The sequence below is a fragment of the Mesorhizobium sp. M0587 genome, assembly GCF_040320945.1.
Lineage (GTDB): Bacteria > Pseudomonadota > Alphaproteobacteria > Rhizobiales > Rhizobiaceae > Mesorhizobium.
Map to the genome: position 1 here is coordinate 157,581 of NZ_JAMYQP010000007.1, position 20,861 is coordinate 178,441.

Consider the following 20,861-nt stretch of genomic DNA (forward strand, 5'->3'; position numbering starts at 1 on the left):
TAGCCGAGCCGGATTCTGCGAGGCTATGTGGTGCCGCGCTCGCTCGCCAGCCGCACCAGCACCGCCCGTGTCTGCTCGTCGGCCGGGAAAAAGGATTCGATCGCCAGTTCCGACAGCGTCACGTCGAGCGGTGTGCCGAAGACAGTGATGGTGCTGATGAACGACAGCACCTGGTCACCATGGGCAAGCCTGAGCGGGTGGACGATGGCGTCCGGCTCGACCGGCGCCGGCCGGCTGCCCTTGAGACCGGAAGGATAGCTGCGCAGCTCTCGCTCCAGTTCGACCAGCACCGGATCGCCTGTGGCGTCATTCTGGTGCCTGAGACGCTCGAGCAGATGCGTCCGCCATTCGCCGAGATTGACGATGCGCGGCGCGATGCCGCCTGGATGCAGGCTGAGGCGGAGTACGTTGACTGGTGCCGTCAGCAGCGAAGTTTCGCTGACGTCGGCGAGAAAAGGCGCGATGGCGGCATTGGCCGAAACCAGGTTCCAGTGCCGGTCGACAGCAAGCGCCGGGAACGGTTCATGTCCCTTCAGCACTATCTCCACCGCCGCCATCGCTGGCGCCAGCGTCGGGTCGGAGAGGGGCCGTTCACCGAAGCTCGGCGCAAAGCCCGCGGCGAGCAGCAACTGGTTGCGTTGCCTGAGTGGGATCGCCAGTTGCTCGGCCAGATGCAGCACCATGTCGCGTGAGGGCGCGGCACGTCCGCTTTCGACGAAGCTCAGATGCCGCTGCGAGATCTCCGCCTCCATGGCGAGATCGAGCTGGCTCAGGCGACGCCGTGTACGCCATTCGCGAATGAGGCTGCCGGCGGAGGTTTGGATGGTTGTCATGATGGGATGACTAGGCCGGCAGGGACGGCACTTCAATTACCTGCGAGGTCATGGGAGCGGACATTTTCATAACTTTGGAGATCGGCTACTCGCGCGTCTTCAACCCAGCGTTCGCAACTTCGCCTTCACCTCAAGAAAGTCCCGCCACGCCAGCTTCTTGTGCGCAGGCGTCCTGAGCAGATAGGCAGGATGCAGCGTCGGCATGGCGGGGATGGCGATGCCGGACATTGTCGTATGGACGCGCCAATTGCCACGTAGCCGCAAGATGCCTTCCGAGGTGTTGAGCAAGGTCTTGGCCGACGGGCCGCCGAGATTGATCAGCACTTTGGGATTGACCAGTTCGATTTGCCGCTCGATGAACGGCCGGCAGATTTCGGTTTCGTGCGGCGTCGGCGTGCGATTGCCAGGTGGCCGCCAGGGAATGACATTGGCAATGTAGACGGATGTCCGATCTAGCCCGATCGCCGCCAGCATGCGGTCGAGCAGCCGGCCCGAGCGGCCGACGAAGGGCAGGCCCTCGATGTCCTCGTCGCGGCCGGGCGCTTCTCCGACCAGCATCACGGCGGCCTCCGGATTACCGTCGGCGAACACGAGGTTCTTGGCCGTGGCTTTGAGATTGCAGCCGTCGAATGCCGCCATGTGCTGGCGAAGCTGCTCCAGGGTCATAGCCGTTGCCGCCAGCTGGCGCGCCAGCGCTGCCTGCGCTTCGTCGGGAACCGTTGTGGCAGAGAGCACGCGCGCTGCCGGCGGCGCATTTGCTCTGTCGCTGGCCTCAGCGCGGGACAAGCTCGTCGAGCGAGGCGGCGGTTCGGTGGTGTCAGTCGAGGGCGCCGTCCTCGGCGCGCGCTCCGCTGGCCTTGGCGCTGCCTCGGCGAACCTGTTGACAGGCTGGTCTTCAAGCGCCTCGTCGACACCCGCGCTGGCGTAGAAAGCCAAAAGGTCGGCAAGGTCCGGTCTGTTGTTTGGGGAGGCGGCAGTCATGTCCGCACATTCGTCCGGGCGAGCACCATTTGCAAGTTTGTGATTGGCGAAAGCGGTGGTGACAGCCAATCTTCTCCTTGAAGAGGAAATGGCCAGCGGGTCGGAGCGGGGGCTTTGCGCGTCCAGCCTCTCCTCGGCGAATTTCGCCAATTCGCTTTCCACTCAGAGCGGGCTTTACCCCGTCGGTATGCGCGGATCCTGCACGAGATAGAAGGTCCAGCGCGGCGTGTAGTCGGTGATCAGAAATTCGAAACTGACAGTCTTCAGCGGATCGACCTTGCCGTTCCTGAACAGCAGACGATCATACGGCTCGAAATCGCGGCCGAAATCGGCGAAGTTGCTGGACTGGATGTTGTCGGGCGTCTTGTTGCGCTGATCGAATGACAGCCCGTCGCCGAACACGCTCGGCCGATCGAGTATCTCCTGCAGCTCGAACTGGAATTCGATCCAGGCCTGGCCGCTGTTGTTGAGCACGTCGATGCGCATATACATGATGCCATTGGCGAACTCGCCGGCCTTGCCAAAGGCCTGTATCGGCTTTGCCGTGCGGATGGTCAAAGTGACAGGCGTCGCCGAATTCAGCTCTTCGGTGATGACCAGCGGATCATCCTTGGTCCCGATACCGGACACACTGGTGATGCGGAAGCCGCCGAGCTCGTCGGAAAACGAATAAGCGCCTGTCGCCCAGACCTTCACCTCGTCCGCCGCAACGCTGGTCGGTGTCGCCATCAGAAGAGCCAAAAGAAGCGCCCGGCAGGCCCGGCCGGGCGTCGATGGAAAGCGCGTCGATGTGAAGCCGGCTGGCCCAGGAATGCGCATGGCGCGAAGTATGGCCGATAAGCAAGCCGCCGAACACTTAAAAACGTGAGCGAAACCAGGCCCGCCGGGCAAAACAGCCGTGGTGCCGCTCGGGTGCGCGACTTTTTGGCCAAATCCGCATTGTCACGTATGCGCCGGTTTCCTGTCGCCAATTGATGCGCTATGCAGCGCAGGAGCCAGCAAGATGCCCGAATGGGATAAGCCAGTGCGGAGGGGTTGATGAGCGACATCGAACGCGAAAGCATGGAATTCGACGTGGTCGTCGTCGGCGCCGGTCCGGCCGGCCTCGCCGCCGCCATCCGCCTCAAACAGGTCAATCCCGAGCTTTCCGTCGTGGTGCTGGAAAAGGGCGGCGAAGTCGGCGCCCACATCCTTTCGGGCGCTGTCGTCGATCCGATCGGCATAGACCGGCTGCTGCCCGGCTGGCGCGAGGAGGAGGGCCATCCATTCAAGACGCCGGTCACCGAGGATCACTTCCTCGTTCTTGGCCCTGCCGGATCGTTCCGGCTGCCCAACTTCCTGATGCCGCCGTTGATGAATAATCACGGCAATTACATCGTCTCGCTCGGCAATGTCTGCCGCTGGCTGGCGACCAAGGCGGAAGCGCTTGGCGTCGAGATCTATCCGGGCTTTGCCGCCGCCGGCCTGCTGTACAACGAAGAGGGCGCCGTCACCGGTGTCATCACCGGCGACATGGGCGTCGAGAAGGATGGCACGCATGGCCCCGGCTTCGCGCCGGGCATGGCACTGATGGGCAAATATGTCCTGATCGGCGAGGGCGCCCGCGGCTCGCTCGCCAAGCAACTGATCGCGAAATACAAGCTTTCGGATGGCCGCGAGCCCGGCAAGTACGGTCTCGGCCTCAAGGAGCTCTGGCAGGTCAAGCCGGAGAACCACCGGCCGGGCCTTGTCCAGCATTCCTTCGGCTGGCCGCTCGACATGAAGACCGGCGGCGGCTCGTTCCTCTATCATCTGGAGGACAATCAGGTGGCGGTCGGCTTCGTCCTCCACCTCAATTACAAGAACCCGTATCTGTCGCCGTTCGAGGAATTCCAGCGCTTCAAGACGCATCCGGCGATCGCAGGCACGTTCGAAGGTGCCAAGCGGCTGGGCTATGGCGCGCGGGCCATCACCGAGGGCGGCTGGCAATCGGTGCCGAAACTGTCGTTCCCCGGCGGTGCGCTGATGGGCTGCGCGGCGGGCTTCGTCAACGTGCCGCGTATCAAGGGTTCGCACAATGCGGTGCTTTCCGGAATGCTGGCGGCCGAACATGTCGCCGAGGCGATCGGTGCCGGCCGCGCCAATGACGAGCTTTCCTCCTACGAAGCGGCGTGGCGTGCGACTGACATCGGCAAGGATTTGAAGAAGGTGCGCAACGTCAAGCCGCTATGGTCGCGCTTCGGCACCATTGTCGGCGTCGGCCTCGGCGGGCTCGACATGTGGCTGAACACGCTGTTCGGCGTCTCGCCCTTCGGCACGCTGAAACACGGCAAGGCCGATTATGCCACGCTCGAACCTGCCGCCCGGCACAAGAAGATCACCTATCCGAAAGCAGACGGCGTGCTAACCTTCGATCGCCTGTCCTCGGTGTTCCTGTCCAACACCAATCACGAGGAAAACGAGCCGGTCCACCTGCTGGTTGGCGACATGGACCTACAGAAACGGTCGGAACACGATGTCTTCGCCGGGCCGTCGACGCGTTATTGTCCGGCCGGCGTCTACGAGTGGGTCGACAAGGACGGCAATGCCGCCGCGGATCCGGCGGCGAAGGACGTGCGTTTCGTCATCAACGCGCAGAACTGCGTCCACTGCAAAACCTGCGACATCAAGGACCCGAACCAGAACATTAACTGGGTGCCGCCACAAGGCGGCGAAGGCCCGGTCTACCAGAACATGTAAGCCCGCACCGACCGGGCTGTCTCCACTGCTGGCAGCAAAAATGCGAGCGAAGGCACCTGTCCATCTCGCCATGTAGGACAGCAGCACCGTTGAAACGGTCGCCGGTCTATGGTTCCCTCTCCAGATAGGGAGAAGGCCCATGCGCCGGACAATTCTAACATGTCTTGCCGCCATCGGTGCGCTGGGCGCACCGGAGGCGCTGGCCGGCACCAAGGCTGTGGTCCAAACGCGGACCTACGACATCATGGGAAACTCGGGCGCTGCCCTCGTCGAGGCCATGGACAGCAAGGGCCCCAAGCACGGCTTCATGACGCATGCCATCGCTCAGACCGCCTATACCGTCGACTGGACTCTCGACACCGGCCAAGACAATGGCCTCTGCCGGGTTCGGCGGGCCAACGGCACGCTCAATCTCCTCTACACCTTCCCTCGTATTGCTTCATCGACGACGCCGGTGCTGAAGAGACGCTGGAACCGGTTTTTCGCCGGTGTACGCGCTCATGAGGAAACGCATGGCCGCATCGCCGGAGAGATGATGCGCGCCACGGAAAGGTCGCTCGCCAGCCTCAAGATCACCGAGGATCCGTCCTGCTACAAGGTACGTCGCGAGGCACAGCGACGCATTCGGGCGGTCTATGCCAAATACGAGGCCAGGCAGAACGCTTTCGACGCGCGCGAGCATCGGGACGACGGGCATGTCGAGCATCTGATCGCGGCCCTGGTGGGCAAGCGCTGAAGGAGCGATCCGTTCGTGCGTCAGCCGCGCGGCGCGCCGGGCAGGTCGCGCGCCGCGAGTGCTGTCGCGCCTTCATCCTCGGGCTGCTTGTCAGCGGGCCGCAGTGAGAATTCTACCAGGACCGGCAGATGGTCGGAGCCGGTCTCCTCGAGCCTGGATGCGCCGTGGATCAGCACCGCTCCCTTGCTGAACACCTGGTCGATAGGCAGGCCGGCGAAACGCCGCAGGAAATCCGGAAACTTGATGTAGGTCCAGGTCGGTCCCGCTGACGGCATGATTGTCAGCCCGCCGAGCGAAGCGACACGGCGCACCGCCGCGCTCCACGGCACGGCGTTGCAGTCGCCGGCCATGATCGCCGTTTCGCCGAGGGAAGAGAGTGTTCCCGCCAACTCGCCGATCTGCCAATATTGCTCGCGAGGCCACGGCCAGCTGAGATGGATGGCGGCAACGTCGACACCCGTGCCGCCGAAATCGACGGTCGCGGTCGCCATCGCGCCGCGCCACTCGCATCGCGGTTCTGTTCCGGCGGCAAACGGCCGTCGCGAGAGCAGTGCGACGCCGAATATGCCGTTCGGATAGGGACAGAGGATTCGGTATGGATAGGCGCTGCTGATATAACCAAGCTCGGTCGTCCACATCGCCGAGACCTCGTCGAGGGTGATCACGTCGGGATTGGTCCGGCCGATCAGTGACAGCACCTTCTTTGGCGTCGGATTGTCGTAGCGCAGATTCATCTGGAGCAGGCTGTAGACGATCTGGTCTGCGGGTTCGGCGACCGCTTGAACCGGCCATAGACGAGGCAGCGCGTTCGAGGTCGTGGCAAGAGCTGCCACGGCAAAGACCAGAGCCGCGGCCGCCTGAAGGCGAAACGACGTCGCCAGCAGCGGCAGCGCGCAAAGCGCCATCAGCACGGCGAGATGGATGCGGAAATGGGCGAAGGAATCGAGTGCGTGATGCAGCGTGCCGAAGAACCCGGCCACCAGCGCAACCGAGAACATCATCATCGCGATGAATGCCAGTGAAGCCGCCATGTATCGACTGCGTCTCATCGGGTCAGGTCTGCACGGGTGCTGGAGATGGTCCTGGCTCGGTTATCGGCAAAAATGCGGCTCAATCAAGATGGCCAAAAGCCCAATGCGATCTCGGCCAAAGTGCACCGCCCGCAGCACCACTTACTGGAACGCCACCTCTACTGGAACGCCGTCTCCGAAAAGCTTCTGAGCTTGCGCGAATGCAGCCGCTCCATCGGCATCTCGGCAAGTTTCTCCATCGCCTTGATGCCGATCGTTAGGTGCTGCGCCACCTGCCGTTTGTAGAACTCGGTCGCCATGCCTGGCAGCTTCAACTCGCCATGCAGCGGCTTGTCGGAAACGCACAGCAGCGTGCCGTAGGGGACACGGAAGCGGAAGCCATTGGCGGCGATGGTCGCCGATTCCATGTCGAGCGCGATGGCGCGCGACTGCGACAGGCGCTGCACCGGTCCACGCTGGTCGCGCAGTTCCCAGTTGCGGTTGTCGATGGTGGCGACCGTGCCGGTGCGCATGATGCGCTTCAGATCATAGCCGGACAGGCCGGTGACCTCGGCGACCGCTTCCTGCAGCGCCACCTGGATCTCGGCCAGCGGCGGGATCGGCACCCAGACCGGGAGATCGTCGTCAAGCACGTGGTCCTCGCGTACATAGGCATGCGCCAGCACATAGTCGCCCAGCGCCTGTGTGTTGCGCAGCCCGGCGCAATGGCCGAGCATCACCCAGGCATGCGGCCTCAGCACCGCGATATGATCGGTGATCGTCTTGGCGTTGGAGGGGCCGACGCCGATATTGACCATGGTGATGCCGCCATGGTTCGGCTTCTTCAGGTGGTAGGCCGGCATTTGCGGCAGTCGGGCGGGCGGCGTGCCTTCGCTTGCCATGCCGCCGCCGGCGCGGGTCACGACATTGCCCGGTTCGACGAATTCCACATAGCCGTCGCCGCCATTCTCCATCAGTTCGCGCGCACGGGCGACGAACTCGTCGATGTAGAATTGGTAGTTGGTGAACAGCACGAAGTTCTGAAAATGCTGCGGGCTGGTGGCCGTATAATGTGTCATGCGGTGCAACGAGTAGTCGATGCGCTGCGCCGTGAACGGCGCCAGCGGCCGGGGTTCGCCGAACGCGACTTCGAACGTGCCGTTGGCGATCTGATCGTCGGTGCCGTCGAGATCCGGCACGTCGAACAAATCGCGGATCGGCCGCTTTATGCGTTCGGCCGCGGCGCCGTCGACGTAGGTGCCCTCCAGGAAGGCGAAATGCAGCGGGATCGGCGTGGTCGATTCCGAGACCGTCACCGGCACGCCGTGATTGCGCATGATCAGGCGAAGCTGCTCCACGAGATAGGTCGAGAACAGTTGGGGCTGGGTGATCGTGGTGGCGAAATGACCGGGCGTCGGCATATGGCCATAAGCCTGGCGCGAGTCGACCTGGGTGAACGAACTCGTGGTGACGCCGATCTCGGGATAGAACGCCCGGTAGCGCTTGCTGCTGTCGCCGCCAGCGGCAAGTGCTGCGAAGGAGTCGCGCAGGAACTTGGTGTTGCGATCGTAGAGCGCCTGCAGCGCGGCGACGGCCTTTTCGGCGCTGTTGTAGCTCTGCCGGCCAAATGGCTCCGGCATGACGACGGATTCGATGGCTTGTGGGTAGATTCGCTTTTCCATGGCCCAATATAGAGACTTGAACGGGCCGTTGGGAGGGGGCCGGCCGCCGAAGGCGCCCAAAGTGCCATTTTTCTTTATCCCCGCCGCAGGCTGACCAGCAGCACGAAGCCGACGCCGGACTTCCTAAGGGCCGGCGCCTCGATCGTCGAGCCGGCATCGGCGCGCATCATCGGCACGGCCAGGACCGGAGCTGCCAAGAGCATCAGGATAAGCGCCGCCCGCGGCAGAAGCCGGAGGGTCTTGAGGGCGCTGGCGGCGATGCGGTCCATGATGTTTCAGCTTTTCTTTTCGAGGTCTCAGTTCTCTGTTTCAGTGGCGAAGGCTGGCTGGGCAGGCGAAGCGGCAGATCCCTGTGGCCCCGTCCCAGGAGCGGGCCGGACGGCCCGCTTCGGCGACGAGGATGGCGAAGAATATTCCAAACAGGCTCATCAACAGGCAGACGATGGTGAAGCGGCGGGCGAGCATTGGGTTCATGTCTCCTTCAACACGCCGGAGAATGCCCTAACGCCTCTGAACCGGCTCTGATGCCGGCGTTCATCTGCGGTTCAAATTGATTGACGGGATCTGAATGGCCGGGGTCGGTCTGGACATCCTCCGGCCGGAACATCGAACACCAGTGCATCACATGTCGATGAAACGAAAACGGGGCCCGTGAGGGGCCCCGTCGTCAGGTCGCAGAGATACGGTCGATCAGAGCTTGTGCCAAGTCTGGCTCTTGCAGATCAGTCCGCCGAGCACGCAGCCGCTCATCTTGAGCGAGGTGCCCGACAGGGTTGCCTTGCCCGAATAGGTCTTGTCGTTTGCCGGGTCGGTGATGCTGCCGGCATATTTGTTGTCGCCGGCCGCCTTGAGCGAGCCGATGGTCTTGCCGGCATATTTGCCGGATTTGAGGGTGATGGAAAACGCGCCGCCGCCAGCAATGGCCGCAGTATCGCCCGCTTGCGTCTTCCAATTGCCTTCGATCGGATCGGCCCACGCCGCACCGGTCATGATGAAGGTGGCCGCAAGGGCCAGCCTCACTTTTCGCAACATGATCTTCCTCCCTTTGGATATCCGGCAGGATGCTCCGCCTCGCCGGTCTGCCGCTTACGCAAACGTAAGCTAATCCAGCTCCCGGCAAAACAAAAGCGGGTGCCGCAAGGGAAGAGTTGGGGATTCTGAAGCGGCCTGAATGCGCCACGCCAGCGCGGATATGAAACGATCCCTGCATGCCGTTTGTTTCCCGTGGTTAGCAGAGTGTTGCTTCCGGGCGCGAAAATTTTCGTCAAATTTGGAGAAAACCAGCTGAATTGCTGGCTTCGTATCCTTAACGAATTTCGACGTTTACCTATTGTTTTAGCTTTGTTTTCCCCAAATTAAGCACGCCATTTAACGACGGATTCAAGCCTAGCCGGCATTCTCGAAAGCATCGAAGGAGCGGCCCGGACAGACAAACGGAGGCAGCTCTCGGGAGCCGGACAGGGCCAGAACAAGGGGATTGAAAAATGGCACGTTTTGAAATGCTTGAAGCAGGCTTCGGCGCCATGGGGGCAACTGCCCAGGCCGACATTCTTTTCGAATTGGGCATGATGTATGCGACCGGCCGCGATTGCGAGACCGACGTCGTCGCGGCCCACAAATGGTTCAACATCGCCGCCATCAAGGGCTCGGCGCGCGCCGCGGAACTGCGCTCGGAACTGTCGGCGGCCATGTCGAAGATCGAGATCGCCAAGGCGCTGCGCGAAGCCCGCGAATGGATGACCATGCACTGAGTTCCGCCAGGATGGGGAAGGCTTGGCCAAGGCCGCACCAGACGGTCGGGCCAGAACAGGGATAGGCTGCGTAAGACAGTCGAACTACAAAAACGAGAATGCGGCGGGTAGAATCCAAGCCGTGCAACGATCCGGCTTCCAGCCGGCCGGGAAGACAGGGAAGGCGAGTTGGGGTCTGGGTGCGGGGGCACTTGGGAAACGGCTCGACAGGCAAGGCCGCGACCAGCCGAAACAAGGCTGGCGCGGCTTTTGCTTTGCTGAAACGTCTTTGCAGGCCCAATCGAGCGGCGCCGATGCGCCTAGACACGCCCAGTGAACGATGAAATTGTCCCGCCTCTCTGGAAGAAGCGTGGCCGGGGCGGCCGCGCGTGAGTGGAGGAGTTATACCACAATGAAAAAATTGAGTATTTTGAGCGCGGCCGTTTTCGGCCTGATGATGAGTGCGCCGGCCGCATTCGCCGAGGACATTACTTTCTCGGTGGTCGGCCCGATGACTGGACAACTCGCCACAATCGGCGATCAGTTCAAGCAGGGCGCACAGGCTGCTGCGGACGCCATCAACGCGGCGGGCGGCATCGAAGGGCGCCAGGTCAAGCTCGATATCGAGGATGATCAGTGTGATCCCAAGCAGGCCGTATCGGTCGCCAACCGCATCGTCGCCAACGGCGTCAAGTTCATCGACGGACATGCCTGCTCGGGCTCGAGCATCCCAGCCTCGGCCGTCTATGCCGAAGCCGGTGCCCTGATGATGAGCCCCGCTTCCTCGAACCCGGTGCTGACCGATGCCGCGGCCAAGGCCGGCTGGGCGACAATCATGCGTCTCTACACGCGTGACGATGCACAGGGCGCATTCATCGGCCCGTGGATCGCCAAGAAATATGCCGGCAAGAACGTCGTCGTCCTGCACGACAAGAGCGCTTACGGTCAGGGCGTGGCGGATGCCGTGAGGGCAACCATGAACGCCGGCGGCCTCAAGGAAGTGTATTATGACGCCATCAATCCTGGCGAGAAGGACTATTCGGCGCTCGTCACCAAGCTCAAGGATCTCAAGGCTGACGTCGTCTATTTCGGCGGCTACCACCCTGAAGCTGGCCTGATCCTGCGTCAGTCGGCGGAGCAGAACCTCAAGTTCCAGCTGATCATGCCGGACTCCATCGCTTCGCCGGAATTCTGGCAGGTTGCCGGCCCCGCCGGTGAGGGCACGATGTTCGTGTTCCCGTCGGATCCGCAGGCAAAGCCCGAAGCCAAGGCGGCCGTCGAGAAGATCAAGGCGGGCGGCTTCGTGCCGGAAGGCTTCACGCTGTTCTCCTACGCCACCATCCAGGCTTTCGCCGAGGGCATCAAGCGCGCGGGCAGCGACGATCCGGCCAAGGTTGCCGAAGCGTTGAAGAACGGCACGCCGATCAGCACCGTTGTTGGCGATGTCACCTTCGACGAGAAGGGTGACCTCAAGAATGCCAGCTACGACATCAACCAGTGGCATGACGGCAAGTACGCGCCGATCGCGCAGTAGTCGCTCCGGCGACCAAACAGCTTGAGAAATGGCCGGGTTCGTCCCGGCCATTTTCTTTGCGGCCGACCGTCCGTTCCGGCTGTCAGCCCGCAACCGCGGTCGAGGCACCCTGTTCCTCGACGAACCGCACCAGCACCGTTCCGTCAGTGACCTGCGCTCCTTCCGTGGCGATTTCGGCGATCACCCCGTCATGCGGAGCGGCGATGGTATGCTCCATCTTCATCGCCTCGAGGATCAGCAGCGGCTGCCCCCTGATCACGGCGTCGCCCTTTGCCGCGCGGACTAGTTTGACCAGCCCTGGCATCGGCGCGCGCAGGCTGCCGGAGGCTGCCGCGGCCTCGTCGGTTCTGGCCAGCGGGTCCGGTACGGCGAAAGTATAGCCAACGGCGCCTTCGAATACGGTGATGTGGCCTGGCCAGTGGGCGAGGCGTGGCGCTGCGCGCAAATCATGCGAATTGGCGCTGTCATATGGTGTGTCCAGCGCCACTTGGAAATGTCCGTCCGGCCGCACCGACACCTTTGCCAAAATGTCGTCTTCGCCGAACTTCAGCCGCGTACGCCGCGCCACGCTGTGGAAATGCGCATAGCCGGCAAGGGATGACCAGGGATCGTCGGTTGGCGGCGATACTCCGGCACTCGACGCTGCAACGGCGGCTGCAGCAACGGTTTCTCCATTCGGTGGCGCGACCTCGGTCAGCGCTGGCTGGTGCCTGCCGATCAGGCCGGTATCGACATTGCCCGCGCAAAAATCCGGATCGGCGGCAAGAGCTGCGAGAAAAGCGGTGTTGACGGTGGAGCCGGCGATCTCGGTTCGTGACAACGCTTCGCCGAGCGCTTCCAGTGCCGCCTTCCTGTCCTTTGCGTGGACGACCAGCTTTGCGATCATCGGATCGTAGTAGGGCGAAATGGCATCGCGGGCCCGCACGCCAGTCTCGATGCGCATAGACGCACCTTCGGGGGCCGTTTCGGGAAATTTGAGATGGTGCAGCGTGCCGGTCGCCGGCAGGAAGCCCCTTGCCGCATCCTCGGCATAGATGCGCGCCTCGAAGGCATGACCGCCAAGCGCGATCTCGCTCTGCGTCTTCGGCAGCTTCTCGCCGCTGGCGACCCGTAACTGCCACTCGACAAGATCGGTGCCGGTGACCATCTCGGTGACCGGGTGCTCGACCTGCAGACGGGTGTTCATTTCCATGAACCAGAAGCGGTCGGCCTGCAGGCCCTGCGAGGCATCGACGATGAACTCGATGGTGCCGGCGCCGGAATAGTTTATGGCCTTGGCGGCCTTCACTGCCGCGTCGGTCATCGCCTTGCGCAGTGCCGGTGTCATGCCGGGGGCAGGCGCCTCCTCGATCACCTTCTGATGGCGGCGCTGCGCCGAGCAGTCGCGCTCAAAGAGATGCACCACATTGCCGAAGCTGTCGCCGAAGACCTGCACTTCGATATGTCGTGGCTTGTCGACATATTTCTCGACCAGCACATGGTCGTCGCCAAAGGCGGCCTTCGCCTCGCGCCGCGCGCTGGACAATGCTTCGGAAAAATTATCTGGATGCTCGACGCGCCGCATGCCCTTGCCGCCGCCGCCAGCGCGTGCCTTGATCAGTACGGGATAGCCGATCTCGCGCGCCTTGGAGGCAAGCAACACGATCTCCTGCGCCTCGCCGTGATAGCCCGGTACAACTGGTACCCCGGCCTTCTCCATCAGCCGCTTGGCGGCATCCTTGAGCCCCATGGCACGGATCGAGGCCGCCGATGGGCCGATGAAAATCAGCCCCGCCGCCACCACCTGGTCGACGAAATCGGGGCTTTCCGACAGGAAGCCATAGCCCGGATGGATCGCTTCGGCGCCCGTGGCCAGGGCAGCAGCGACAATCCTGTCGCCGCGCAGATAGCTTTCGCCGACGGGCGAGGGGCCGATATGCACCGCCTCGTCAGCCATCTCGACATGCATGGATTTCGCGTCGGCATCCGAATAGACGGCGACAGTGCGAACACCCAGCCTCCGCGCCGTACGAATGACACGGCAAGCGATCTCGCCCCGATTGGCGATCAGGATCTTGGCGAACATGGTGCCTCCGCAGCCAGAGAGTGCTTCAGGTTAGGGAGACGTTCCTTCGCGCTGTCCCGCCAGCCTAGCTGTCCGATGTCACGAACCTTACCTGCGATGACTGAAATAGCGCTCCTGTCCATAAGTCTAGCCTCCACCACCGGAAGCAACGGCACGATATAGTTCCGCCATTGGCTCGTCGAAGCAGCAGAAAATGACAGTTTCCGGCATGTTTTGCTCTTCGATGAACGTGCTGACCGTACGGACGGCGATCTTCGTCGCCTCATCTTTCGGGTAGCGGTAAACACCGGTCGAAATTGCCGGAAACGCCACCGTGCGGCAGTCATTGGCAGCGGCGAGTTCAAGCGACTTGACATAGCAGGAGGCCAGTAGTTCGGCTTCGCCCTCGTTGCCACCTTGCCAGACCGGTCCGACCGTGTGGATGACGTGGCGTGCGGGCAGCCTGTACCCGTCGGTGATCTTGGCTTCGCCGACCTTGCACCCATTCAGCATCCGGCATTCGTCCAGGAGCTCCGGTCCTGCTGCCCTGTGAATGGCGCCATCGACCCCGCCGCCACCGAGCAGCGAGGTGTTGGCGGCGTTGACGATGGCGTCGACATCCAGCTTCGTGATGTCGCCGGTGTGGATGCGAATCCTGTCCTGCGCCGCGCTCATCTCACATCCGGAACACGCCGAAGCGTGTCTCCTCGATTTCGGTGTTGAGCGCGGCGGACAGGCTGAGTGCCAGCACCTCGCGCGTCTTCGCCGGATCGATGATGCCGTCGTCCCAAAGACGGGCGGACGAGTAGAGCGGATGGCCTTCATGCTCGTATTTCATCAGGATCGGCTTCTTGAACTTGGCTTCCTCCTCGGCGCTCCATTCTCCGCCCTTGCGTTCGATGCCTTCGCGCTTGACCATGGCAAGCACCGTCGCCGCCTGCTCACCGCCCATCACCGAGATGCGCGCATTTGGCCACATCCACAGGAAGCGCGGCGAGTAGGCGCGGCCGCACATGCCGTAATTGCCGGCGCCGAACGAACCGCCGATGATGACGGTCACCTTCGGCACCTTGGCGGTGGCAACGGCCATCACCAGCTTGGCGCCGTCCTTGGCGATGCCGCCGGCCTCGTATTTCCGGCCAACCATGAAGCCGGTGATGTTCTGCAGGAAGACCAGCGGAATCCTGCGCTGACAGCACAACTCGATGAAATGTGCGCCCTTCAGCGCGCTTTCGGAAAACAGCACGCCGTTATTGGCGATGATGCCGACCGGCATGCCGTGAAGGTGGGCAAAGCCGGTGACCAGCGTCGTGCCGTAGTTCTGCTTGAACTCGTCGAATTCGGAGCCGTCGACAATACGCGCGATCACTTCGCGCACGTCGTAGGGCTGGCGCAGATCGGTCGGCACGATGCCGTAGAGCTCGTCCGCCGGATGAAGCGGCGGAATCGATTTCTGCAAAGCCAGGTTTACAGTCTTGTTCCGATTCAGGTTTCTGACGATGCGTCGGCAAATGGCCAGGGCATGCTCGTCGTCCAGCGCATAGTAGTCGGCGACGCCGGACAGCCTGGTATGCACATCCGCGCCGCCAAGGTCTTCGGCGCTGACGTCCTCGCCGGTGGCTGCCTTCACCAGCGGCGGCCCGCCGAGAAAGATGGTCGCCTGGTTGCGCACCATGATCGTCTCGTCCGACATCGCCGGCACATAGGCGCCGCCCGCCGTGCAGGAGCCCATGACGCAGGCGATCTGCGGAATGCCGGCCGCCGACATATTGGCCTGGTTGTAAAAAATGCGGCCGAAATGCTCGCGGTCGGGAAACACTTCGTCCTGGTTGGGCAGGTTGGCGCCGCCGCTGTCGACGAGATAGATGCAGGGCAGATTGTTTTGCAGCGCGATCTCCTGCGCCCGCAGATGCTTCTTCACCGTCAGCGGATAATAGGTGCCGCCCTTCACCGTGGCGTCGTTGACGACGACCATTACCTCGGTGCCTTCGACGCGACCGACGCCGGCAATCATGCCGGCCGACGAAATCTCCTCGCCATACATCGACCACGCGGCGAACTGGCCGATCTCGAGGAAGGGCGAGCCGGTGTCGAGCAATTGCGCGAGACGCTCGCGCGGCAAGAGCTTGCCACGCGAAACATGGCGCTCGCGCGCTTCCTCCGAACCGCCGAGCTCGACGGTCACAGCTTTCTCGGCGATGTCGGCGACCAAAGCCCTCATGCGCTCGGCATTGGCGCGAAAGGTGTCGGAGGCGAGGGATATCTGGGTTTGGAGGACGGCCACGCTACACCCCCTCCGCCATGATTTCGCGCCCGATCAGCCAGCGGCGGATTTCGCTGGTGCCGGCGCCGATCTCGTAGAGCTTGGCGTCGCGCAGCAGGCGGCCTGTCGGATAGTCGTTGATATAGCCGTTGCCGCCAAGCAGCTGGATGGCGTCGAGTGCCATCAGTGTCGCCTTCTCGGCGGCAAACAGCACGCAGCCGGCGGCATCCTTGCGCGTCGTCTGGCCGCGGTCGCAAGCGGAGGCGACGGCATAGACGTAGGCGCGTGCGGCGTTCATCGTCGTGTACATGTCGGCCAGCTTGCCTTGCACGAGCTGGAATTCGCCGATCGGCTGGCCGAACTGCTTGCGCTCGTGCACGTAAGGGATCACCACGTCGAGGCAAGCCGCCATCAGGCCGATCGGGCCGCCGGCGAGCACAGTGCGCTCATAGTCGAGCCCGGACATCAACACTTCGACGCCGCATCCTTCCTCGTGCAGCACATTGTCGAAAGGCACCTCGACATCTTCGAATACCAGTTCGCCGGTGTTGGAACCGCGCATGCCGAGCTTGTCGAGTTTCTGCGCCACGGAAAACCCGGCCATTGTTTTCTCGACGATGAAGGCGGTTATGCCACGCGATTCCCGCTCCGGATCGGTCTTGGCGTAGACGACCAGTGTTTCGGCATCCGGCCCGTTGGTGATCCACATCTTGGTGCCGTTGAGCACATATCGGTCGTTGCGCTTTTCGGCGCGCAGCTTGAGCGACACCACATCCGAGCCGGCGCCGGATTCCGACATGGCAAGCGCGCCGACACGCTCGCCCGAGCAAAGCGGCGGCAGGAATTTTTCCTTCTGCTCCGGCGTCGCCCAGCGGTTGATCTGGTTGACGCAGAGGTTGGAGTGGGCGCCGTAGGAGAGGCCGACCGATGCCGAAGCGCGGGAAATCTCCTCCACCGCGATGACGTGGGCGAGATAGCCCATGCCGCTGCCGCCGAAATCGGGATCTGCCGTGATGCCGAGCAACCCCAACGCTCCGAGTTCGCCCCAGAGATGCGCCGGAAATTCGTTCGCGCGGTCGACGTCGGCGGCGATTGGCGCGATCCTGTCCTGGGCAAAGCGGCGCACCATGTCGCGTAGCGCCTCGATGTCCTCGTCATGCCCGAAGCTGAGCGTGTTCGTGTACATCTCGTTCCTCCACGGCAGATGTCGCGCCGACCAGGCGCATTGTCATCGAAAGATATGTCGCCGTCACTTCATCGACCGACAGCCGCTCGCCCGGCCGGAACCAGACGATGACGCCGGTCATCATCTGGATCAGCGCCATGGCGGTCAGGCCGGTGTCGTCGATGCTGAAGACACCCATCTCGGCGCCGTCGCGCAGGATGCCTCGCAGTTCCTTTTCATAGGCCGTGCGCATGCGCAGGATCTGCGTCAGCCTGCCGGGCGAAAGGCTGCGCAATTCCATGTTCGACACATGCGTGGCGTGCCGGCGCTCGATATGGAAAGCGATGTGGTTTTCGACATAGGCAGAAAGCCGCTGCGCCGGATCGCCACTTGCCGGCCTGGCTGCTTCCCAAGCATCCGCCAAACCTTCCATATGCTCGCGCATCAGCGTGAACAGCAGGTCTTCCTTGGTCGGAAAGTAGCGGTAGAGCGCGGCCGCCTGGACGCCGACTTCGCCGGCGAGCCGGCGCATCGACATCGCCTCGTAGCCAAAGCGCGCGATCAGGTTGACGGCCGCCTCGCGGATGGCTGCCTCGGTCTTTTCACCATCGGATCCGGCTGTGCGTGCCATGACTGCCTCGCTAAGACGGTGAATAATAAAACGAACGTTCAATTAATTCAAGGGGCGGTTTGTCCTACGCGACGATCTTGAAGTCTTCGGGTGCCGTCCAGGTCTCGAGTTCCTCCACATCGATGCGTGAGACCGCCGCGCCCGCCGGGCCCTGCCAAAGCCGTTCGATCATGGCCGAAACCGCCGCATCGGCCCCGGCCAACCACGCCGTCACCGAGCCGTCTCTTTCGTTGCGCACCCAACCCGACAGCCGAAGCTCCATCGCTTCGCCTCGTGCCCACATCCGATAGCCGACACCTTGCACCTTGCCGTGCACGCGGGCCTGCACCGCTCTTTTCCGGTCGTTCATCGCTCGCTCCCTTGGCTCAGAATCTGGCTCAGGATCGAGCGAAAGCAACTGGCTTGGAGGGATTGGTACTGTCGAATTGACGCCGGGCTCGTTCGGAGATGGCTCCGAGCGAATAGATAATTGACTTAGTCAACTTTTGGGGCAATGATCTGGCGGTGTGGCATCTCTTGGGAAAGCGCCCGACATGCCAGTCGATCGGAATGCCTTGGTCGCCGATATCCGCCGCTTCAGCCGGTTCTACACCGGCCTGGTCGGTCTGCTCGACGAGACGCTCATGCACAGTCCCTACACGCTGACCGAAGCACGCGTGCTGTTCGAATTGGGTCGTCGGCCGACCTCTGCTGCTGCCCACCGTAGCGGCAAGGCCGGTTTCCTGGCGCGTGCGTTCGGCCTCGATCTCGGGCCCGCTGTGTCGGAGATCGCCCGCGAACTTCGGCTCGATCCAGCCTACGTGACGAAAATCCCGAGAAAATTCGCCGCTGCCGGCCTGATCCAGCTGCGCGCCGATCCGGACGACCGTCGTCGACGCATCCTGTCCTTGACCGCCCGGGGCGATACCGTGCTGGCCGGACTGCAAGCGGCGGCGGATCGCGATCTCGCCCGTCTGACGGTTGGCCTGGCAGACGACGAAGCCGCCGCGCTTTCGGCGGCGCTGGAGAAGGCTGCGCGCCTGCTCGGCGGGGCGAGGGCTTCCGGACCCGGCGAAGCGCTCTAGTTTCCTCGCGCGGCCGCCAAGGCGCCGGGCAGTTCCTCGGCGAAAATGTCCAGTTCGTGGTCGAGGCCGACACTGACTCGGATGCAGCGGTCGAGCCTGGGCGCCATCGGCTTGCGGATGAAGACGTCGCGCGCAAGCAGGCCCTGCAGCACTTTCAGCGCGAAAGCGCCATCGTGGCCACAGTCGATTGTGACGAAGTTGGTCGCCGATGCCAGCGGCTTCAGCCCGTTTTGCTCGGCGATTGCCGCGATGCGCCGGCGCCCGGCAGCCACCTTCGCCACCACGGTTTCGAGATAGGCCTGGTCGGCAAGCGCCTCGACACCCGCGATCTGCGCCATGCGGCTGACGCCATAATGGTTGCGGATCTTCTCGAAATCGCGGATCGTCTGGGCTTCCGCCACCGCATAGCCGCAGCGAATTCCGGCAAGTCCGTAAGCCTTCGAGAAGGTGCGCATGCGGATGACGTTCGGCCTGGAAATATCGATCGGCGGCAGCGCCGAGGCCGGCCCCAATTCGCCATAGGCCTCGTCGAGCACCAGCATGGTGGTTTCCGGCAGCGCTTCGATGAAGCGGATGACCTCGCCCGCTTCCCACCAGCTCCCCATCGGATTGTCCGGGTTGGACAGATAGACCAGCGGCGCCTTTTCCCGACGAACCGCCGCGAGCAGGCCGTCCAGGCTCTCGCGGTCGTTCTCATAGGGAACCGTGAACAGCCGCCCACCGACGCCGGCAACGTGGAAATTGAAGGTCGGATAGGCGCCGAGCGACGTGACCACCGCATCGCCTGATGCCACATACATGCGCGCCACGAGGCCGAGCAGGCCGTCTATGCCTTCGCCGACGACGACGTTGTCGACTTTAACATCGTGATGCGCGGCAGCCGCAACCTTCAGATCGTAATTGTCGGGATCGCAATACATCCACATCTCTGGGGCGATCTCGGCCATGCGCGCGATGACGCGCGGCGACGGCCCAAAACTGCTCTCATTGGCGCCGATGCGGGCACGGAAAGCGTGGCCGCGCTCCCGCTCCTGCGCTTCGGGGCCGACAAACGGCACGGTCGACGGAAGCGCGCCGACAAGCGGCGTGAGGGGAGGGCGTTGGCGCATGACGGAAGCTCGCTTGAAAACGGGCTTTCTTGCTAGCGCGCCGGGTGGGTGGGCGCAAGTTGCGGTGAGGTCCGTTTTCAACACGAAAAAACCCGGCGGTTGCCCGCCGGGTTTTCGATTTCGACGAAGCGAAATCTATTAGAACGAGCGCTGGAAGCGGAGAAGGCCGCCAATATTGCTCTTCTTGGTGGCATGGGTCCAGTTCGAGAAATCGGCGTCGTCAAACTTGCCTGCATTGAGGTAGTCGACTTCGGCCGTGACCGTGAACCCGGGGACGATGTCGTAGGCGACATTCGCGGCAATGCCGAGATTCTTCCACTCGTCATACGACGCCTGAAGGTTGAACGAGGTCTTCTCGTTGAACTTGTAGGTGCCGCCACCCCAAACTGCCCAGTTGCCGCCCCACTGCTTGTAGAAGCCACGGCCGCCGGCCGCGAATGCATAGGTCGGATCGCTGAGGTTGTCGTCAGTGCCGTAACCGGCCATCAAGAACAGCGACAGTTCGTTGGTGGCGTTCACATCCAAGCGCACCTTGCCAGCGACTTCTTCGTAGTTGCTGTCATAAGCGACGACACCGGTGATGGCGCCCCAGCCCTGCGTCCACTTCACGCCGCCGACGACATGCGGAACGTAGCTGTCGATCGTGCCCACGCCGTATGAGCCATCAACGCCGCCCCCCGCACCTTCTTCGAGCGAAAGCACGGCCGAGAAGCCGTTGCCAGCGTCGAAGTAGTACTGGATGACGTTGGTGTCGAAATCGCCGTAGGGAACCAGCGTATCCTGAATGACGTTGCCGGCGTAGCCGATGAACGTGTCGAAAGCCGATTCGTCCTTACCGACGCGCAGGCCACCGAGCTGAATCCAGGCGAAGTTCAGCGAGACGCCGCTGTTGCCGGCGGCATTCGGGAAGAAGGTGACGCTACCGTCAGGATTGGTGACGGAATCGGCAGAAGCCTGGCTGTTGCCGAAGTTGAAGCGGGTCTCGGTGTAGGTCTTCAAGGTGCCGAGTTCGGTTTCCTGGCCGGTCCAGGTCTTCAGCGTGAAGCGAGCACGCTTCCAGTAGGTGTCGTTCTCGCTGGCGTCCTCGGTGTCACCGGTCCGGGCGCCATCGAACGAGCCGACGTCACCCACGCCGATGTCGTAACGGATGTAGCCGCCGATGCGCAGGCAGGTCTCGGTGCCCGGGATGTAGAAGTAGCCGGCGCCATAGACGTCGCAAATCTTGACGTATTCAGCGGGTTCCGGCTCGGCGACGACGACGGCGTCGGCGGCGCGCGCACCGGAAACTGCGATCAGGGCCGCAGCGGAGCCGAGAAGAAGGCTCTTGATGTTCATTTTCTGACCTCCAGTCAGAATCGCGG

At 62.9% G+C, this 20,861-nt stretch carries 21 protein-coding genes; 5 read left to right on the plus strand and 16 right to left on the minus strand.

The window, feature by feature from the left end; translation table 11 throughout:
* Nucleotides 1–23 precede the first annotated feature (23 nt).
* From NKI49_RS09075 to NKI49_RS09085, 3 genes are all read right to left on the minus strand, one after another.
* The gene (locus NKI49_RS09075) at nucleotides 24–833 is read right to left on the minus strand and encodes a helix-turn-helix domain-containing protein (protein WP_352599620.1); all 810 of its coding nucleotides are present in this window, start codon (nucleotides 831–833) and stop codon (nucleotides 24–26) included.
* A gap of 99 nt (nucleotides 834–932) precedes the next feature.
* On the minus strand, nucleotides 933–1,814 hold the full coding sequence (locus tag NKI49_RS09080) for a uracil-DNA glycosylase (RefSeq protein WP_352599623.1): 882 nt from the start codon (nucleotides 1,812–1,814) through the stop codon (nucleotides 933–935).
* Nucleotides 1,815–1,988: 174 nt separating this feature from the next.
* A complete protein-coding gene (locus NKI49_RS09085; protein ID WP_352599626.1) occupies nucleotides 1,989–2,633 on the minus strand; it encodes a hypothetical protein in 645 nt (214 codons plus the stop codon).
* A gap of 219 nt (nucleotides 2,634–2,852) precedes the next feature.
* Here NKI49_RS09085 and NKI49_RS09090 point away from each other — a divergent pair, with 219 nt between their 5' ends.
* Together NKI49_RS09090 and NKI49_RS09095 are read left to right on the plus strand one after the other, a co-directional pair.
* The gene (locus NKI49_RS09090; protein ID WP_352599628.1) at nucleotides 2,853–4,532 is read left to right on the plus strand and encodes an electron transfer flavoprotein-ubiquinone oxidoreductase; all 1,680 of its coding nucleotides are present in this window, start codon (nucleotides 2,853–2,855) and stop codon (nucleotides 4,530–4,532) included.
* 139 nt (nucleotides 4,533–4,671) lie between these two features.
* Nucleotides 4,672–5,268 carry a DUF922 domain-containing Zn-dependent protease gene (locus tag NKI49_RS09095; protein WP_352599630.1) on the plus strand — a complete coding sequence of 199 codons (597 nt, stop codon included), beginning with the start codon at nucleotides 4,672–4,674 and terminating at the stop codon, nucleotides 5,266–5,268.
* A 20-nt stretch (nucleotides 5,269–5,288) separates the two neighbouring features.
* On the opposite strand, the gene NKI49_RS09100 is transcribed toward NKI49_RS09095, so the two are convergent.
* The 5 genes from NKI49_RS09100 to NKI49_RS09120 all read right to left on the minus strand — a co-directional run bounded on the left by NKI49_RS09100 (nucleotide 5,289) and on the right by NKI49_RS09120 (nucleotide 8,992).
* Nucleotides 5,289–6,299 (minus strand): endonuclease/exonuclease/phosphatase family protein, encoded by a 1,011-nt coding sequence (locus NKI49_RS09100; protein ID WP_352599632.1) that lies wholly within the window; start codon nucleotides 6,297–6,299, stop codon nucleotides 5,289–5,291.
* A gap of 158 nt (nucleotides 6,300–6,457) precedes the next feature.
* Complete coding sequence (locus tag NKI49_RS09105) at nucleotides 6,458–7,918, minus strand: AMP nucleosidase (protein ID WP_352599634.1); 1,461 nt, start codon at nucleotides 7,916–7,918, stop codon at nucleotides 6,458–6,460.
* 116 nt (nucleotides 7,919–8,034) lie between these two features.
* Complete coding sequence (locus tag NKI49_RS09110; protein WP_352599636.1) at nucleotides 8,035–8,229, minus strand: hypothetical protein; 195 nt, start codon at nucleotides 8,227–8,229, stop codon at nucleotides 8,035–8,037.
* A gap of 40 nt (nucleotides 8,230–8,269) precedes the next feature.
* Complete coding sequence (locus tag NKI49_RS09115; protein ID WP_352599765.1) at nucleotides 8,270–8,434, minus strand: hypothetical protein; 165 nt, start codon at nucleotides 8,432–8,434, stop codon at nucleotides 8,270–8,272.
* 216 nt (nucleotides 8,435–8,650) lie between these two features.
* Nucleotides 8,651–8,992 carry a DUF2147 domain-containing protein gene (locus NKI49_RS09120; protein WP_027026421.1) on the minus strand — a complete coding sequence of 114 codons (342 nt, stop codon included), beginning with the start codon at nucleotides 8,990–8,992 and terminating at the stop codon, nucleotides 8,651–8,653.
* Between the two features lie 452 nt (nucleotides 8,993–9,444).
* On the opposite strand from NKI49_RS09120, the gene NKI49_RS09125 reads away from it, so the two are divergent.
* A complete protein-coding gene (locus NKI49_RS09125; RefSeq protein ID WP_027026420.1) occupies nucleotides 9,445–9,711 on the plus strand; it encodes an SEL1-like repeat protein in 267 nt (88 codons plus the stop codon).
* Nucleotides 9,712–10,102: 391 nt separating this feature from the next.
* Entirely contained in the window at nucleotides 10,103–11,224 is a 1,122-nt protein-coding gene (locus NKI49_RS09130) for a branched-chain amino acid ABC transporter substrate-binding protein (protein WP_352599640.1), read from the plus strand.
* A gap of 82 nt (nucleotides 11,225–11,306) precedes the next feature.
* On the opposite strand, the gene NKI49_RS09135 is transcribed toward NKI49_RS09130, so the two are convergent.
* The 6 genes from NKI49_RS09135 to NKI49_RS09160 form a co-directional block, all read right to left on the minus strand.
* The gene (locus tag NKI49_RS09135) at nucleotides 11,307–13,289 is read right to left on the minus strand and encodes an acetyl/propionyl/methylcrotonyl-CoA carboxylase subunit alpha (RefSeq protein ID WP_352599642.1); all 1,983 of its coding nucleotides are present in this window, start codon (nucleotides 13,287–13,289) and stop codon (nucleotides 11,307–11,309) included.
* 126 nt (nucleotides 13,290–13,415) lie between these two features.
* The gene (locus NKI49_RS09140) at nucleotides 13,416–13,943 is read right to left on the minus strand and encodes an O-acetyl-ADP-ribose deacetylase (protein WP_352599644.1); all 528 of its coding nucleotides are present in this window, start codon (nucleotides 13,941–13,943) and stop codon (nucleotides 13,416–13,418) included.
* A gap of 1 nt (nucleotide 13,944) precedes the next feature.
* Entirely contained in the window at nucleotides 13,945–15,552 is a 1,608-nt protein-coding gene (locus NKI49_RS09145) for a carboxyl transferase domain-containing protein (protein ID WP_352599646.1), read from the minus strand.
* 1 nt (nucleotide 15,553) lies between these two features.
* Nucleotides 15,554–16,717, minus strand: a complete 1,164-nt coding sequence (locus tag NKI49_RS09150; RefSeq protein ID WP_352599648.1) for an isovaleryl-CoA dehydrogenase — start codon at nucleotides 16,715–16,717, stop codon at nucleotides 15,554–15,556.
* Nucleotides 16,686–17,327 (minus strand): TetR/AcrR family transcriptional regulator, encoded by a 642-nt coding sequence (locus NKI49_RS09155; RefSeq protein WP_352599650.1) that lies wholly within the window; start codon nucleotides 17,325–17,327, stop codon nucleotides 16,686–16,688. Before NKI49_RS09155 ends, NKI49_RS09150 begins: the two co-directional genes overlap by 32 nt.
* Nucleotides 17,328–17,391: 64 nt before the next feature.
* A complete protein-coding gene (locus tag NKI49_RS09160) occupies nucleotides 17,392–17,676 on the minus strand; it encodes an acylphosphatase (RefSeq protein ID WP_352599652.1) in 285 nt (94 codons plus the stop codon).
* Between the two features lie 184 nt (nucleotides 17,677–17,860).
* Here NKI49_RS09160 and NKI49_RS09165 point away from each other — a divergent pair, with 184 nt between their 5' ends.
* Complete coding sequence (locus tag NKI49_RS09165) at nucleotides 17,861–18,391, plus strand: MarR family transcriptional regulator (RefSeq protein ID WP_352599654.1); 531 nt, start codon at nucleotides 17,861–17,863, stop codon at nucleotides 18,389–18,391.
* Here the strand turns inward: NKI49_RS09165 and NKI49_RS09170 are convergent.
* A complete protein-coding gene (locus NKI49_RS09170; RefSeq protein ID WP_352599656.1) occupies nucleotides 18,388–19,500 on the minus strand; it encodes a pyridoxal phosphate-dependent aminotransferase in 1,113 nt (370 codons plus the stop codon). The two genes, NKI49_RS09165 and NKI49_RS09170, sit on opposite strands and share 4 nt — an antisense overlap.
* Nucleotides 19,501–19,638: 138 nt before the next feature.
* Complete coding sequence (locus tag NKI49_RS09175; RefSeq protein WP_352599658.1) at nucleotides 19,639–20,835, minus strand: porin; 1,197 nt, start codon at nucleotides 20,833–20,835, stop codon at nucleotides 19,639–19,641.
* Nucleotides 20,836–20,861: the final 26 nt, after the last annotated feature.